Below are 14735 nucleotides of genomic sequence, written 5' to 3' on the forward strand. Positions count from 1 at the left end.
AACGATGGAACGGTAGAGGCGATCTATCGACAACTCGCGGCCGCTCTGTTGGCGGTGCGATGGCGCCGGCACCATTTTCTAGCTCGCCGCAGCGTGATCCTGTAGCTCACTTTCGATGTGAATGCGATTGCGGCCCGCCATCTTTGCCGCATAGAGAGCTTTGTCGGCCCGGCCGAACAGGTCCGTCGGGGTATCGCCCGGCCGCCCCGCAGCAATGCCGGCCGAGAAGCTGTAGCTGAAGTCATTCCAGGCCTGGAGAGGTCGCGACAGACGCACGATAGCCAGCATGCGCTCAACGATCAGCGCCGCCTCCTCCACCGATGTGGAGGGCATGACGAGCACGAACTCCTCACCGCCGAACCGCCCGAAGCAATCCGAACGCCGCACGCGCCCGATGATACGCGTCGCCAGATCGCGCAGAATAATATCACCGGACTGATGACCGTACCGGTCGTTGATGTACTTGAAATTGTCGAGATCAAGCACGGCGACGCAACCGTAAAGTCCAGTCTCGGGATCCGGCTGGCGCAAGATGTCCTCGATACGCGCCGTGACATAGCGGCGGTTGGCAATCCCCGTCAGATCATCGGTATAGGCGGCTTTCAGGGCAGTGTCCCGATCCTGCCGAACCAGACGCTCCTCGGCGCGAAGATTTGTGATGTCGCTGGCGATGCAGAGCATCCATCCGTCGCCCTGCACGGTCTCCGTCATCCAGAGCCATCGACCATCCCACAAGTCGGTCTCAAGCGCCCGAAAGCCAATCTTGCCCCGGCGGGACTGCGTGGAGATGAGCCAAGCCTCGAAGTCATCCTGGCGAATCACCGTGCCACGCCGCAGGTGGAAATTCCGGCGCATGAGCTCCGACCACAAGGGCATCTCATCCGGATCAAGAAAAAAGGTGTCGCGAAAGGACCTGTTCGCATAGCGCAAACGATCGAACTCGTCATAAAGCGCGACGAGAACGGGCGCTGCTTCATAGAGATCAAACAGTTTGGCTGCCGTGTCGGTCATTGTGCTGCGTCACAGCCCACGTGCGCGGCATATCGCTGGATGCCGCCGAATCCAGGCCTCGTCTCTTGCCAGCCCCACATGGCGGATCCCGCAGCTTGCAACACCATGCCCCGGCCCAAGACGAGAGCGCTACGGCTCACGTGTTGATGGATACCAAATATCACCGTTATATGCAATCAACCGCGTACTCCAATGAATATATAGAAGAAATATTTAATATCAGCATAAATTACCAAGATTTTATCTGATAAATACAGTTATTATTAGCCTTCTCTTTGAAGGAAATTGCTCCATGGGAAATATAATAGAAACAGCATTCTCTCAAATTGGTGAAATCACGCAGACATTATGCGACTGCGCCGGCGACGCTGCAAAATCTAGCTTGCATTATATCGGCTGGGGGGCCTCAAAACTTTGGGGATTAACGGGCTGGGCTGTGGAAAGCGTGGTGGACGGCATCAGCTGGGGCATCTCAACAGCATTGGCTCTCGGGACAGGCGGCTGGCTTTTACCCGCCCTGGACGGACACGACGGCCATGATGCCGATGTGGCGCATTCTCCATCCCCGTACGTGACAACGTCGGCTTCTGAAGAGTCTGTCCAGTTGCGCACGCAGCCCGACGATCTTCACGGCGAGCCGCATCTCATCGGTGTGCCAGCCCTCACGAACGCACCAGATTGGCATCACGCCTGACGGATACGACAGAAGCCGGCGGCATTTCGTTCGATGCCGCCGGCCCATGATCCTATGACCAGCAGATACTGCTCACTGCCGCCCTCAACACCAGCACCCACGTTTCAACAGCCGATAATCATCGCCTTTTTCAGTTATATAAAAATATATAAACACTATATCTCCAAACTAGCATAAATTACCAAGATAAATTCATTTGATCTTCTAAAGTAAAATAGATCAATTCAAAGGAGATCTTTTATGGCAAACTATGCATCCGACCCGGCGGGGGCTTTCTGGGACGACTTTGGGAAGATCGCTTTCTACGCACCGAAGAAGACCACGCAGGCCGTAGTCTGGGTCGGAGACCAAGCCTATGGGGGGGTCAGCTCGCTCGCCTCGAATGGAAAGGCTTTCGCTGCAGCCTTGGGGGAGGAGATCAGCGCGAGAGCTTCATCTGCGGGAGAGACCATCGGTTCGGGGGCTTCGCGCGCCTGGGAGTGGACGAGCTCCGGCATTGTTGACGCAGGCAATGCCGTTGGATCGGGCGTCTCAAACGTCTGGCAATGGGCCAGCTCAGGCATTGCTGACGCTGGCAAAGCCGTCGGATCGAGCGTCTCAAACATCTGGCAATGGACTAGCTCGGGCGTTGCTGACGCTGGCAAGGCCGTCGGATCGGGCGTCTCGGACGCCTGGGAATGGACCAGCTCGGTTGCTTCAGCTGCAACGGATGCGATCGACACGGGCGTATCAATCGTATGGAATGATATCCAGACGGGTAGCTGGGCTCCGAAGTACTCCTTCAGCGATACGGTGGATCCCGACACCGCGCGAGAGCCCCCCCTGCCTCACAATGACATCGCCCACTTCGGCGGTCCTGACATTGACGTGGTAGGGTATATCATCGGTCCAGACCCTCAGCTGTCCTAACAGCCAAACAGGGCCGGACTGCATTGCGCCAAAGTTCACCGGCAAGCCTGAGGTTGTCGCGCTTTATCTGACCGCCGGGCGCAGAAGGCAGAAGAGGGACTCGCCAGACTTCAATTCCACCCAATGGATGTGGCGCGTGCTTACTTCCAGGGCTGGAGGGAACGCTGATCAGCGTGCCGCGACTGGCGGCAAGGTTGGTGTCCTCAAGCCCGTAAAAGCGGGAGCACATCAAGCTGGGAGCCGGGATCGACGCTCTTCACAAGAAGATTGCGACGGCCCGGTCTCCTCACAATCGAACTATAAGGCCCCGAATACCCGTTTTACCTCTGGGTAAAGGCGATCGGCGCGACGAGGTCGGACTTGATGTCGATCTTCTTCTTCATCATGCCGGCTTCGACCATGAAGTCCTGGTCCGCGGCGAGATTGACGACATCGGCGTCGCTCATCTTGAGCGTGAAGTCATACCAGGCATTCATCCGGCGGGCGTCTTCGAGCGAGATTTTCTGCTCGGCGGCGGCAAGCTTCAGCGCCTCCTCGGGCTCCTTCGCCATGAAGTCCAGCGCCTTGCGGTGGGCGGTGAGATAGGCCTCGACAAGATCGGGGTGATCCTTGAGGAACGCGCCTCGCACGCCGATGACGGTGGTGGGATCGAAAAGTCCCTTGCCATTGACGATCACATGGCCGCCTGCTTCCTCGACGGCGAGGGCGTTATTGCCGGCGAGCGTGGCCGCGTCGACCTTCCCCGCGAGCAATGCCGCGCGGGCCGCGCCGAGGTCCATGTTGATGTAGTTGATGTCGGACAGCGTCATGCCGTTCTTGATCAGCGCCGCCGCAAGAAGCTGGTTCAACGCGGTGCCCTTCGGGCCGGCGACGTTCTTGCCCTTGAGCTCGGTGACCTTCGTCGGACCGCCCTTCCCCGCCAGAATGGCGTAGGCTTCAGGGTTGCGGCTGTAGGCGGCCACCACCAGCACGTCAGCGCCGTTGGCCTTGCCGAGAATCGCGGAGGAACCACCGAGCACGCTGGCGATGTCGATCTCGCCGGCGGCGATGGCCTGGACCTGCTGGGCACCCGACGTGATCTCCGGCGACTCCACCTTGATGCCATGGGGCGCGAAGGCCTCGTCCAGATAGCCCTTCGCACGCATGACGATGGACGGGACGTTGAACGGCGACGCCACATAGGTGATGCGCACGGTCTTGGGCTTCTCGGCGGCAAGCGCGCCTGCGATGCCGCCGGTGGTCAGCGACAGGGCGCCGGCGAAGGCCAGCGCGGTGGTGATGAGGCGACGACGGGTAGGAGGGATCACGGGATTGTCTCCTGTTGGAAAACGCTTGGGTCCAAAGAGGGGTGTCTGGCTGTGACAGGGCTTGGATCGCCCGCGAGGTCATCGAGGATGGCACGGCGCAGCGCCACGAGCCCCTGGTCGGTGGCATCGCGCGGGCGGGGGAGCGGGACCGGACGGCGCCCGATGATGCGGCCCTTGTCCATATGCACGACCTGATCGGCGAGCAGCAGGGCTTCCTCGACGTCATGGGTGACGAAGACGACGGTTGGGCGGCGGGCAAGCCAGATGTCGGTGAGTTCGGCCTGCAGCCCACGCCGTGTGAAGGCGTCGAGCGCCGCGAAGGGCTCGTCGAGGAGCAGAAGTTCCGGTTCGAGCACAAGCGCCCGCGCCAGCCCGACACGGCTCGCCATGCCGCCGGACAGCTGGTCCGGATAGGCATCGCGGAACTCGGTGAGGCCGACCAGCGCGAGCGCCGCTGCGACGCGCGTCGCGATCTCTGCTTTCGGGACCTTGCCGACAAGGCCGAAGCCGGCATTGCCCGTGACGCTGAGCCACGGCATCAATCGCGGCTCCTGAAACACGCAGCCGATGGTGGGGCGATGGCCATCGGCATGACGGATATCACCCGCCGTCGGCGCGACGAGGCCGGCTAGAAGGCGCAACAAGGTCGACTTGCCGCAGCCCGAGCGCCCGACGACGACCGTGAAACTGCCCGGCGGCAAAACGAGATCGACATCGGCCAGGGCGACCACGTCGCGATCGGCGACCTTGTAATGCTTGCTGAGCCCGCGCAGCTCAAGCATGGGTAATCTCGGTGCGCTGGCGCAGCCATGGCGCCGTCCGGGCGATCAGCCGGCGAATGCCGAAATCGGCAAGGAGGCCGAGGCCGCCGATGACGAAGATGCCAACGATGATGATGTCGGTGCGCGCCAGCTGCTCGGCATCGACGATCATGTAGCCGAGCCCCGCCGCTGACGCGACGAGTTCCGCGCCGACCAGCGCGCGCCACCCTTGCCCCAGCGCGATGCGAAGCCCGATGACGATGGAGGGCAGGGCCGCGGGCAGCACGATGCGGCGCAAGATAGCGCCTTGCGGCAGCGCGCAGGCCCGCCCCACCTCCACAAGCTTCTGATCACACTGCGCGATGCCGCCGAGCGCGCCCAGGAATATGGGGAAGAAACAGGCCAGAACGATGATGCCGATCTTCTGTGTCTCGCCGATGCCGAGCCAGAGAATGAGCAGCGGCATCATGGCGAGCGGCGGCACCTGGCGCAGGAATTCCAGAACCGGCTCGAAGGCTCGCTGGGCCGATGGCGAGATACCGAAGAGGAAGGCCACGGGGAGCGCCAGCGCTGTCGCGATGAGGTAGCCGGCGATGATCCGGACCACGCTGACGGCGATATGCGCGCCGAGAGTGCCGTCGCTAAGGAGCTCCCATCCCGTCAGTGCGACGGTGTGGGGCGTCGGCAACAGGAAGGTGGAGACGAGCCCCCGGGCGGAAGCCTGCCACCAGGCCGCCGCAAGCGCGGCGATAACGCAGATGGCGCCGAGACGCTTGGATAAACCGGAGATGCTCATTCTTATGTACGAAGCGAAACGACGCGAAGAGCTATTCTTCGCCCATCACCGATATGACGGCAGTGCTCTCATAGAGCCCTCACTTCGCACTGGCAACAAAAACTAATATATTGGAATTATTACAATTTTTATCTACGGGAGACCTTAGAAGACGATGCCCGTCTATCTCCGCACGACTTGAAACGGCTCACCGACCTCTCGGAAAAACGGAGCGGACGTGCGTTGCGTCCGCTTCCCGACAAGCACGGCGGGCCCAGAGGAAGAGCGGCGGATACCCGATGGGATCTGATCGCCGCTCTATACATGCGAATGAGCATCGCGCTTATCCGAAGATCTTTTCAAAGCTTTCGGCTCGCGCTCCGTCACTATGTTTTCATACGCTTTCAGCGAATATAAACGAGCTTTCGCTCACCAACCTGGCAGGAAGGCCCACGACGTAAACATCGGCGCCGTCCGCGAAGCCGATCAATACATTTTCGCCATGCGTGCCATAGGGTGTAAAGCTCATCTGCGACATCTCGGTTATGCCAAGTGCGGAGACATCGATCAGGTCCTTCGAGAGCTCGAAGTCGTAAATCTTGTCGCTGCCGCCATTCGGCCCGAAGGCAAAAACATCGCTGCCTGTCACCGCGCCCGGCGCGATATCGGCTGCGTCGCCCCACATCTCATCGTCGCTTTCGCCACTGACGATGCGGTCGTTCCCGCCCGTCGCGCCCGCTTCAAGCGTCTCACCGTCACCGTAAAGCCGGGTCTTGTTGCCCGAGGCGCCTCCAATGATGGTATCGTCACCGCCCTTGGCGTTATCGGACAAAGTCTGGGCATCGCCGTACACCACCTGCGGCGCGCCCGAGAAGCCCGAGCCGAGCGCGATCGTGTCGTTTCCTCCGACCGCGTTCTCTGACATGACGCGCGCATCGCCATGAACCGTGGCGAGGCTGTAATCGCCCATAGTGATGGTATCGTTGCCGCCGCGCGATGACCCCGACATGGTTTCAGCGTCACCAAAGACGATATTCTGGCTGAGAAAACTTCCGCCAAGGATCGTATCGTTGCCGCCCACCGCCTGATCGCGCATGGTCATCGCGTCGCCATACATCATATTGCGCGCGAGGCCACCGTTACCGCCCTCGATGTGATCGTTACCGCCCTGGGCCGCGTCCGCGAGAACAAGCGCATCGCCGATGAGGTGGTTCGTGGTGGAATAGGTGGAGGCGCCAGCAAGTCCGACAAGGCTGTCCTCGCCACCGGCACCCTCGCCAACAATATAACGCGCGTCGCCGATCAGCCAATTCTGCGAAGCTGCCTCCACATTGACCGATATACTGTCATTTCCACCGCGCGCCTGATCGAGGATCGATTGGCCAGCATCACCGAAGATCACGAGATTGGCACCGGCATCGGCAAGCGTCTGGTTTCCACCCACCTGAGATCCACTCAGGTCGCCAGGCGTATCGCCATAGACATAGGTGGGGTTTGGGCCCCACGGGTCGGGGATGAACCAGCCCGCGGAATCGACGAGGGTGTCCGAACCATCCTTGAATTCCTGACCCTCGACAAAAGCCTTGGCGATCGCCACGAAATCGACGCCGCCCTGGACATGGCTGGCCCAGAAGCCCACACCACCGGCATCGCCCTCGCGTCCGAGCAAGGTGCTGTAGATGTCGGATACCAGTTCGGCCGGCGTCAGCGCGGCAAGACGTGCCTGGTGCTCCGCCGCGCCCGCGATCTCCTGGGCGATCTGCGCGAAGGTCGCGCCGGCAGCGCTCCGACCGACCCAATAGGCCATACCATCGGGATCGGGATCGCGATTGAGCAGCGTGCGATAGAGCGCCACGATCTCGGTCTGGTCCGTCGCGAACAGGTCCACGGTATGGTCGGAGAAGGCAAGCTTCTGGACATTGGCGATGGTGTCGGTCGCGCCCGTCACCTTGTCGGTGACATAGGCCACCGCGCCATCAACGACGATCAGATAGCGCGTGCGCGGGCCCTCATAGGTCAGCGTATCCGCGCCCAACCCGCCATCAATGAAGTTGCTGCCCTGCAGGTTCGCAAGCGTATCGCCATCCGCGGAACCGGAGATATCACTTATTCCTAAGGTCTGAGATGTAATCGACATGACTAGTCTCCTGGGAGCGCCTTGATCGCGAAGGGCCCATCAATCCCGTCCACCATCGCGGCGAAAATGACTCATCGCGTGCGACAGCGGCCCCGTCGAGCACCATCGCTTGCTGTAACCATATGTTATAGAAGGATTATCAGAGACAATAGGCGGCGCGTCTCAATGTTGGTCAGACGATCTCAGCGGGCATGACTTGCTGCCTGCCACACGCCAGTCGGCGTAAGGCTTTGACTGCGCCGACATTCCTCAACCACGGAAATAATCACAAACGCGTGTAAAAATGAAAAACTTACTTATAAATACTTACACATATTATTACACCGACGCCACACTATGAATTGTTTTTAATCTTCGAGAAAGATTAAACGCCAACATTCCCATTCGTCGAAACAAGCGCGCGGGGCCGCTCGATCTCCATCCGCCAGTCCCGCGGGGAAACACCAAAACGCGCCTTGAACAACTTCCCAAAGGCCGACAAATCCGGAAAGCCGCAGGCCAGAGCTATGGTGCCGACGTTGCCGCCTGTGGCGGCCTCGAGCTTCCTGCGTGCCTTCTGCATACGCAGTTCTCGCAGCGCATCCATAACGGTCGTGTTGTGCTCGGCAAAGGCGCGGTAGAGCGTCGCGCGCGAGCATCCCAACGCATGGGCAATCATGACAGGATCGAGATCACGATCGGGATAATGCGCCGCCATGAACTGGATGGCGCTGGCGTAGAGACCTTTCGTGAGCAACTCCGCTCCAGCTTCTGCGTGCTGCGTGATCCCGCGCAGCATCAGCAAGGCCGTCTCCACCGTCGCGTCGAGCATGGACGCCAGTTCGTTGCGCGCCAAGAAATGCCCGTGCTCTTCAAGGCTCATCATCTGTGTACGCAGGAACGGCGCAAGGCGTTGCCGCTCGAGCGGAAGCGACAAGCCATCCAAAGCGCCACCAATAGCCTCAAGGGCTGCTTGCCGCGGCAACAGAAGATAAAGATCCTTGCCTTTGCTCCAGTGGTAGTGCATCGGCCGGGCCACGTCGTAAAGCGCCATCGAGCCGCTCTCGGCGATCATCCGCGCGTCACCTGGCCCCTCCAACGCGACACGACGGTCGGCCAGCAAGGCGATGACCATGCATTCGCCGAGCCCGGCGCTGCGCGCTTCACGCGAAAACACCGTTTGATAGCCTGATCCTTGGTGACTGCCGAACACGCCGGACTTGCCACGGACGAATTTGACGGTGCCTCTGAGTTCCTCGTCCGGTGGCAAAAGATCAACGGAATGATAGGCGGCCGCGCGCCAGGCCTCATAAAGCGTCGCGGGCTCGAAATCGTCGGTCGAGAGACGATCGAACCTGTAGAGTTCGGGAGCGGGAACCACGGGCTGCGACATGAGAACGCCTGGCACTAAAAGCTAAGCCACAGAGATCATAGCTGCAGCCGGGCCGTTTTGCACGAGCCTCGCTTAGCCGTTCCTGCCTTAATATCAGACGCTTCGCGCAACGACCAAGCCTAGAGGGGACCGCGACCTCCCGCCCCACTCAGGACCGGATTCGCGAGCTATCGGTCCATGGGCTCCCGGGCCGCACCACCCAAGAAATCACGACCGACACCGCATGTCTGTTTGAGCGTCATGCTCCACAAAAGGCACGAGCTTGTCGGCTAGGATCAGCCGCCCTTCACCGCTCCCGCCGTCAATCCGGCGATGATCTGGCGTTGGGCAACAATTGTCAGCAGGAGAACAGGCAGGGTCACGATGAGGGCCGCCGCCGCCAGGGGCCCCCAGCTCAATTGCTCGAAGGAGATCATGTTGTAGACCGCGACCGGCAGGGTGCGTGTCTCCCGGCCCGCGAGCACGATGCCAAACACGAAGTTGTTCCAGGAGAAGATCACCGCCAGGATGAAGGCGACCGTGACACCGGGCTTGGCGATGGGCAGCGCCACGTGGCGAAACACCTGCCAGCGGTTGGCGCCGTCGATGGTCGCCGCCTCCTCGAGTTCCATCGGCGTCGTTTCGAAATAGCCGATCATGATCCAGATGATGATGGGCACGGTAATGACGAGATGGATGATGATCTGCGGCCAGAGCGTACCCATCAGGCCCAGCCACTGGAACAGCAGGAAGAGCGGGATGAGGTAGGACAAGCCCGGGGTCATGCGCGCGATGAGGATGACGATGGCGGAGCGGGTCGCCTTCATCCGCGCGATGCCGTAGCCCGCGGGCACGCCGACGATCAGTCCGAGCAGCGTGGCCGTGCCCGTGACGATCAGGCTGTTGCGGAAGAACAGCGGGAAGCGGTTGGACTCAAGGACCGATGCGTAGTTCTGCCACGCGAAAGTCTCGGGGATCAGGATCGGCGGATACGCCGCGTTGTCGACCTCGTATTTCAGTGACAGCGACAGCATCCAGATGAAGAAGAACAGCGCCGGCGAGACGATGATCGCCACGGCAACCATAAGGAGGACCCGGTCGAGAATGGCACGCAGTGTCATAGGGCGCCTCCCACCTCGGTCCATTTCGTACGCTGCCTGAGCGCCAGCAACAGCACCGACAGGCCAATGACGAGCGCGAAGAAGACAACGGCGATCGCCGATCCATAGCCGATGTCGTAGTAGGCGAAGGCAACGCTATAAAGATACAGATTGATGGTCTCGGAAGCCGTTCCAGGCCCCCCTTGCGTGATCGCATAGATGATATCGAAGCTCTTCAACGCGTCGATGGTGCGGATGATGGCGGCGACCATAAGGAAGGGAGCGATCATCGGCAGGGTTATGTAATAGAACATCTGCCAGCGGCTGGCGCCGTCGATCAATGCGCTCTCATAAGGCTCCGTCGGGATGGCGGCGAGCCCGCCGAGCAGAATGAGCATGACGAGCGGCGTCCACTGCCAGGTCTCCACGAGCACGAGCGAGGGGATGACGGTCCTGGGCTCGAAGACCCAGAGCTGTGGCGGAATGCCGACAAGAGACAGGAGATAGTTCAGCACGCCCAGCTGTGGATGGAACATCATCGTCCATACCAGCGCGATCGCGACCGGCGTCGCCATCATGGGCATGACGAAGATGCCGCGCAGAAAGCCGCGCAGCGGAAACCGCGCGTGGAAGATCACCGCCGACAGGGTGCCGAGCAGAAGCGGAAGCAACACGGAGAGGACCGTGTAATAGAGCGTGTGGATGACAGCGTCCGCGAAACGCGGATCGCGCGGCAGACGCAGGTAATTCGTCAAGCCAACGAAGCTGGAGGATCCGCCGACGGTCCATTCGTGCAGGCTCATCCACAGGGTGAAGACCCACGGAAATACGATGACCGCGCTGACCGTGATGATCGCCGGCAGAACGAACGGCCAATAGGACGGGGGGCGCCAATGCCTGTTGGCGGATTGATGCGTGGTGGAGGCCGGGGCCTCCCTCATGGTGAGCTCACTCATGCGTCACTTGTGCTTGTTGCATCATAAGAATGACGATCGCCCCTCCGACGATCGCCCCCTGCCCGATCGGGGACATCGCGCCGGCGAGAAGCGGCGATCCCACCATCACCGCGCCGTCGTGCAGAATGAGGCGAGCATGCCCCGTCTATCGGCCCGATAGACCCCACCCCAAGGCCATCGGGGCATGCTCGCTGGCGACCCGGCGACGTGGATCCCGCGGATCTGACACGCGCCGATGCCGGGCCGCCCGGTGGCTCAGCCGCGTTCGCTGCGTTCAAGCACGGGCTTGAACTGCTCGGTCGCCTTGGCGAGCTCGGCCGCCGGATCCGCCCCCGACAAGGTGCTCGTCAGCGCCGTGCCGATGATGTCGCGGAACTCCGTGACCGGAATGACCACCGGCAGGCCGAGCCGACTGACCTTCGCCGATCCGACAACCGCATCGACCCAGGCCGCAGGCATTTTCACACCGCCGCGAACCTCCTTGTCATCGAGGATGGAGTTGCGGAACGGCACGCCACCACCAGCCTGCAGAAGGCGCGCGCCCATGAGTTTCGATACGGCCCATTGGCAGTAGAGATAGGCGGCCTCCTTCTTGGTCGACGCGGCGGTGACACCAATGCCGTCCCCGAAGGTGGCTGAAGCCTGCAGCTTGGGACCAGCGGGCATGACCCCGTAGCCGACCTTGCCGACGATGCGCGACTTGGTCGGATCCTCGAGCGGGGGCGCGAAGCCGACGCCATCGAGCCACATGCCGACCTTGCCCTGCAGGAAGGCCGACTGGCACTCCGACCAGTTGAAGCCGGCAACGCCGGGCGGTGCGGCCTTGGTGAGCAGGCGCTGATAAAGCTTGGCGCCCTCGACGGCCTCGGGCTTGTCAGTAAGGAGATTGCCGCTGGCATCGAGGAAATTGCCGCCATAGCCGAGCAGGAAGCTCGCCCATACCGGCACATTGGCATTGCGCAACCCGCGGGCGACGAAGCCATAGGTACCATCCGACGGATTGGTCAGGGCCTCGGCGGCCTTCACCATCTCCTCGAAATTGGTGGGATAGCTCAGGCCCTTCTTTTCAAAGAGGTCCTTGTTCCAATAGACGATCCAGTAGTCCACCGAGAACGGCAGAGAGCGCATCGCTCCGCTCTGGTCCTTGGCGTAGAGCAAGCCGGCGGAGGAGAAATCGGCCTCGGTCAGATCCGGGGCCGTCAAATCCGGATTCTTCATGAACGGCGTGAGATCGGCCAGCCACCCCGCCTTCTCGAACTGCCGCTTCTGCACGTGGTAGCTCAGATGCACAACATCGAAGCTCGGCTTCCCCGAAGTCAGCTCGATAACGGCCTTCTGGCGCTGCTGCTGCTCCGGGATCTGCTCCGACGCGACCTCGATGCCGGTGAGATCCGTGAACTCCTTGACGTGTTTCTCAAGAACCTCGCCCCGCGGGCTCTTGATAAGATTGACCTCAAGCTTCGTGCCGGCAAACTTCTTCCATTGCGGATCGGCGAAGGCCGGCGTTCCCGCCAGACCCAGAGCACCGGCCGCCAAGCTTCCCTTGAGCACCGAGCGGCGCGAGATGCCGTTGTCGAACATCGCTTTCCTCCCCTTTCATTTCATCCCTGACGCGGCACTTTTTTGAGCAGTACCGTCATTCATCACCCAAAAAGGCCAACCCGATAGCCAAGCTGCCGTTTTGATTCAATCTGCAACCCGGCGATGGATTGGTCACCACATCCTTTAGACCTATAGCGAAGGTCAGACGCCGATCCCCGCGAAGACGATGAAACGCCGGGATGTCAAAAACACTTGGACTTCGCATCAGCCTGTCAGGCACCTCCACATCCCAATCAATTACACAAAAAAGAACTGCCGAAGGGCCCCTCTGTCCGCGCGCGTGCCGGCACACCAAGAGCTGAGCTTACGCACTCCTCATGAGACCCGCCCCATCCCGCTGATCCGCAGCAAGCAACATCCGACATGCATGTGTCCAAGCCACGCCGGTGCAGATCCTCCGCAATCGGCACGATCTATTGTTGATCAGGCTGGACGGCCCTTGCAAGCACATTTTCATCCGACTAACATGTTAGTGTGCAGTCAATACAAGCGGGATCTGTTTATCATGCCTGGTCAATTCGGCCTCTCGGTGGCTCTTGCAACTCCTTTTCAGCTTTCTGGAGCGGTCGATAATGGTCTCCTCACGGAGCAGGCATCCTGGTGTCTGGCCAGAGGCTGCAGCAGCATCACCCTGTTCGGCACGACCGGCGAAGGCGCGTCGATTGGGCTTTCGGAGCGCGAGGCAACCTTCGCCGCGCTCGCCAGGGATGGCATCGCCGGGGATCGCATCGTGGGCGGCATAGCCGCAACAGCTGTCACCGACGCGGTCGCGCAGGCAACTCTTGCGCTGGATCACGGCTGCCGCGCGCTCCTCGTTCCACCTCCCTACTTCTTCAAGGGTGTGGCGGAGGACGGGGTTTTCGGCTGGTATGCCGCACTGGTGGAGCGCCTTGGATCCCGGGCGCGTAATATGTTGCTTTACAATATCCCCCAGGTGACAGCGGTTGCGATGCCGTTGTCCTTGATCACACGGCTCATTCGCGCTTTCCCGGAGGCGTTCATCGGCGTCAAGGATTCAGCCGGAGACTGGGCTTATACGGAACAACTCCTGGAGGCGCATCGCGACCGTGTCATTCTGGTCGGTGATGAGCGCAGCCTGGCTCGCGCCGTGAGAAACGGCGGCCAAGGGGCGATATCGGGGCTGGCAAACATATGCCCAGATGCGCTATTGCCCCTAGTGGTGGAGGGGCGCCCCGATCAGCGTGTCGACCTCTTGGTCGAGACGGTCCTTGGCTATCCGGTCATGGCAGCGATCAAGGCGCTCGTCGCCCATCGCAGCGGCGAGCCCGGATGGTTGACCATGCGGCCGCCGTTAACCGCATTGTCGCGCGCCGAGATGGCCCAGCTCGGAGAACGCTGCGATCGGATCTTTTCTGCAACGGCCGCTTGAGAGGAGTGTCGGATGGAGAGGACGGGCGAAGAGCGCGAACCTCCCAAATTGCGCGAGATAGCCTACGACAGCTTCACCCGGCACCTGCTTGCCAACGCCGTACGGCCGGGCCAGTTCGTTTCCCAACGAGAGCTGGTCGAGCTGACGGGCCTGACACTCGGCGCGATCCGTGAACTCGTCCCCCGGCTCGAAGCCGAGGGACTGGTGAAGACGGTGCCGCAGCGCGGCATGCAGGTCGCGCATATCGATCTCGGCCTCATCCGGGATGCCTATCAGTTTCGCCTCTTTCTCGAAAAAGAGGCCGTGGCCCTTTTCGTCGAGACGGCCTCGGATGAGACGATCGCCGCAATCCGCGCCCGGCACGAGGATATCCTCCGGCGTGCGGAACAGGGCGTGACCAGTCCCGATCTCGCCGCGGAGGCGCAGGCTGTCGACTGGGGCTTCCATGACACGATCATCGATGCCTTGAGCAATGAGATCATCGCCAAGGCCTATCGGGTGAACTCCATCAAGATCCGGCTGATCCGGCAGGAGTTGACCCGGATCGACGGTCTCGTCGTGCCTGTCATGAACGAGCATCTCACCGTGATCGCCGCGATGGAGACGCGCGATCCGACCTTGGCCGCAAGCGCGCTTGCCAAACATATCGATAGCGCGCGGCGGCGAGCGCTAGGGTTGCGGTAAGTCTGAACGGACTTGACCGCCGAACTGAAGCGGGGCCTTGACCGGCGGCGCCTGCCAC

General features: G+C 61.1%; 13 protein-coding genes. 4 read left to right on the forward strand and 9 right to left on the reverse strand.

Annotated features, from left to right (window positions below):
* Nucleotides 1-78: 78 nt before the first annotated feature.
* Complete coding sequence (locus tag KIO74_RS09175; protein WP_213331714.1) at nucleotides 79-1011, reverse strand: GGDEF domain-containing protein; 933 nt, start codon at nucleotides 1009-1011, stop codon at nucleotides 79-81.
* A 292-nt stretch (nucleotides 1012-1303) separates the two neighbouring features.
* On the opposite strand from KIO74_RS09175, the gene KIO74_RS09180 reads away from it, so the two are divergent.
* Both KIO74_RS09180 and KIO74_RS09185 read left to right on the forward strand, forming a co-directional pair.
* A complete protein-coding gene (locus KIO74_RS09180) occupies nucleotides 1304-1705 on the forward strand; it encodes a hypothetical protein (RefSeq protein WP_213331715.1) in 402 nt (133 codons plus the stop codon).
* Nucleotides 1706-1945: 240 nt separating this feature from the next.
* Nucleotides 1946-2614 (forward strand): hypothetical protein, encoded by a 669-nt coding sequence (locus KIO74_RS09185; protein ID WP_213331716.1) that lies wholly within the window; start codon nucleotides 1946-1948, stop codon nucleotides 2612-2614.
* Between the two features lie 320 nt (nucleotides 2615-2934).
* Here KIO74_RS09185 and KIO74_RS09190 read toward each other — a convergent pair whose 3' ends face one another.
* The 8 genes from KIO74_RS09190 to KIO74_RS09225 form a co-directional block, all read right to left on the reverse strand.
* Nucleotides 2935-3921: an ABC transporter substrate-binding protein gene (locus KIO74_RS09190; protein WP_213331717.1), complete on the reverse strand. Its 987-nt coding sequence runs from the start codon at nucleotides 3919-3921 to the stop codon at nucleotides 2935-2937.
* Entirely contained in the window at nucleotides 3918-4703 is a 786-nt protein-coding gene (locus KIO74_RS09195; protein ID WP_213331718.1) for an ABC transporter ATP-binding protein, read from the reverse strand. The genes KIO74_RS09190 and KIO74_RS09195 overlap by 4 nt, the downstream gene beginning before the upstream one ends.
* Complete coding sequence (locus KIO74_RS09200) at nucleotides 4696-5478, reverse strand: ABC transporter permease (protein ID WP_213331719.1); 783 nt, start codon at nucleotides 5476-5478, stop codon at nucleotides 4696-4698. The genes KIO74_RS09195 and KIO74_RS09200 overlap by 8 nt, the downstream gene beginning before the upstream one ends.
* A gap of 373 nt (nucleotides 5479-5851) precedes the next feature.
* A complete protein-coding gene (locus KIO74_RS09205) occupies nucleotides 5852-7594 on the reverse strand; it encodes a DUF4214 domain-containing protein (RefSeq protein ID WP_213331720.1) in 1743 nt (580 codons plus the stop codon).
* A gap of 364 nt (nucleotides 7595-7958) precedes the next feature.
* Entirely contained in the window at nucleotides 7959-8966 is a 1008-nt protein-coding gene (locus KIO74_RS09210; RefSeq protein ID WP_213331721.1) for a helix-turn-helix transcriptional regulator, read from the reverse strand.
* A gap of 275 nt (nucleotides 8967-9241) precedes the next feature.
* Entirely contained in the window at nucleotides 9242-10066 is an 825-nt protein-coding gene (locus KIO74_RS09215) for a carbohydrate ABC transporter permease (RefSeq protein ID WP_213331722.1), read from the reverse strand.
* Nucleotides 10063-11001 (reverse strand): carbohydrate ABC transporter permease, encoded by a 939-nt coding sequence (locus KIO74_RS09220; RefSeq protein WP_213331723.1) that lies wholly within the window; start codon nucleotides 10999-11001, stop codon nucleotides 10063-10065. The genes KIO74_RS09215 and KIO74_RS09220 overlap by 4 nt, the downstream gene beginning before the upstream one ends.
* 255 nt (nucleotides 11002-11256) lie before the next feature.
* Entirely contained in the window at nucleotides 11257-12582 is a 1326-nt protein-coding gene (locus KIO74_RS09225) for an ABC transporter substrate-binding protein (RefSeq protein ID WP_213331724.1), read from the reverse strand.
* Nucleotides 12583-13108: 526 nt separating this feature from the next.
* Between KIO74_RS09225 and KIO74_RS09230 the strand changes: the two genes are divergently transcribed.
* A complete protein-coding gene (locus KIO74_RS09230) occupies nucleotides 13109-13993 on the forward strand; it encodes a dihydrodipicolinate synthase family protein (RefSeq protein WP_213331725.1) in 885 nt (294 codons plus the stop codon).
* A 12-nt stretch (nucleotides 13994-14005) separates the two neighbouring features.
* Nucleotides 14006-14677 carry a GntR family transcriptional regulator gene (locus tag KIO74_RS09235; protein WP_213331726.1) on the forward strand — a complete coding sequence of 224 codons (672 nt, stop codon included), beginning with the start codon at nucleotides 14006-14008 and terminating at the stop codon, nucleotides 14675-14677.
* The last annotated feature ends 58 nt before the right edge of the window (nucleotides 14678-14735 follow it).

This window comes from Chelatococcus sp. HY11 (genome assembly GCF_018398335.1).
In the GTDB taxonomy this organism is placed as follows: domain Bacteria; phylum Pseudomonadota; class Alphaproteobacteria; order Rhizobiales; family Beijerinckiaceae; genus Chelatococcus.

Bases quoted from the DNA above. Each gene is read 5' to 3' on its own strand.
- KIO74_RS09195 (WP_213331718.1), bottom strand. From the start codon at position 4,703: ATGCTTGAGCTGCGCGGGCTCAGCAAGCATTACAAGGTCGCCGATCGC.
- KIO74_RS09215 (WP_213331722.1), bottom strand. From the start codon at position 10,066: ATGACACTGCGTGCCATTCTCGACCGGGTCCTCCTTATGGTTGCCGTG.
- KIO74_RS09210 (WP_213331721.1), bottom strand. From the start codon at position 8,966: ATGTCGCAGCCCGTGGTTCCCGCTCCCGAACTCTACAGGTTCGATCGT.
- KIO74_RS09185 (WP_213331716.1), top strand. From the start codon at position 1,946: ATGGCAAACTATGCATCCGACCCGGCGGGGGCTTTCTGGGACGACTTT.
- KIO74_RS09230 (WP_213331725.1), top strand. From the start codon at position 13,109: ATGCCTGGTCAATTCGGCCTCTCGGTGGCTCTTGCAACTCCTTTTCAG.
- KIO74_RS09200 (WP_213331719.1), bottom strand. From the start codon at position 5,478: ATGAGCATCTCCGGTTTATCCAAGCGTCTCGGCGCCATCTGCGTTATC.
- KIO74_RS09180 (WP_213331715.1), top strand. From the start codon at position 1,304: ATGGGAAATATAATAGAAACAGCATTCTCTCAAATTGGTGAAATCACG.
- KIO74_RS09220 (WP_213331723.1), bottom strand. From the start codon at position 11,001: ATGAGTGAGCTCACCATGAGGGAGGCCCCGGCCTCCACCACGCATCAA.
- KIO74_RS09205 (WP_213331720.1), bottom strand. From the start codon at position 7,594: ATGTCGATTACATCTCAGACCTTAGGAATAAGTGATATCTCCGGTTCC.
- KIO74_RS09235 (WP_213331726.1), top strand. From the start codon at position 14,006: ATGGAGAGGACGGGCGAAGAGCGCGAACCTCCCAAATTGCGCGAGATA.
- KIO74_RS09175 (WP_213331714.1), bottom strand. From the start codon at position 1,011: ATGACCGACACGGCAGCCAAACTGTTTGATCTCTATGAAGCAGCGCCC.
- KIO74_RS09225 (WP_213331724.1), bottom strand. From the start codon at position 12,582: ATGTTCGACAACGGCATCTCGCGCCGCTCGGTGCTCAAGGGAAGCTTG.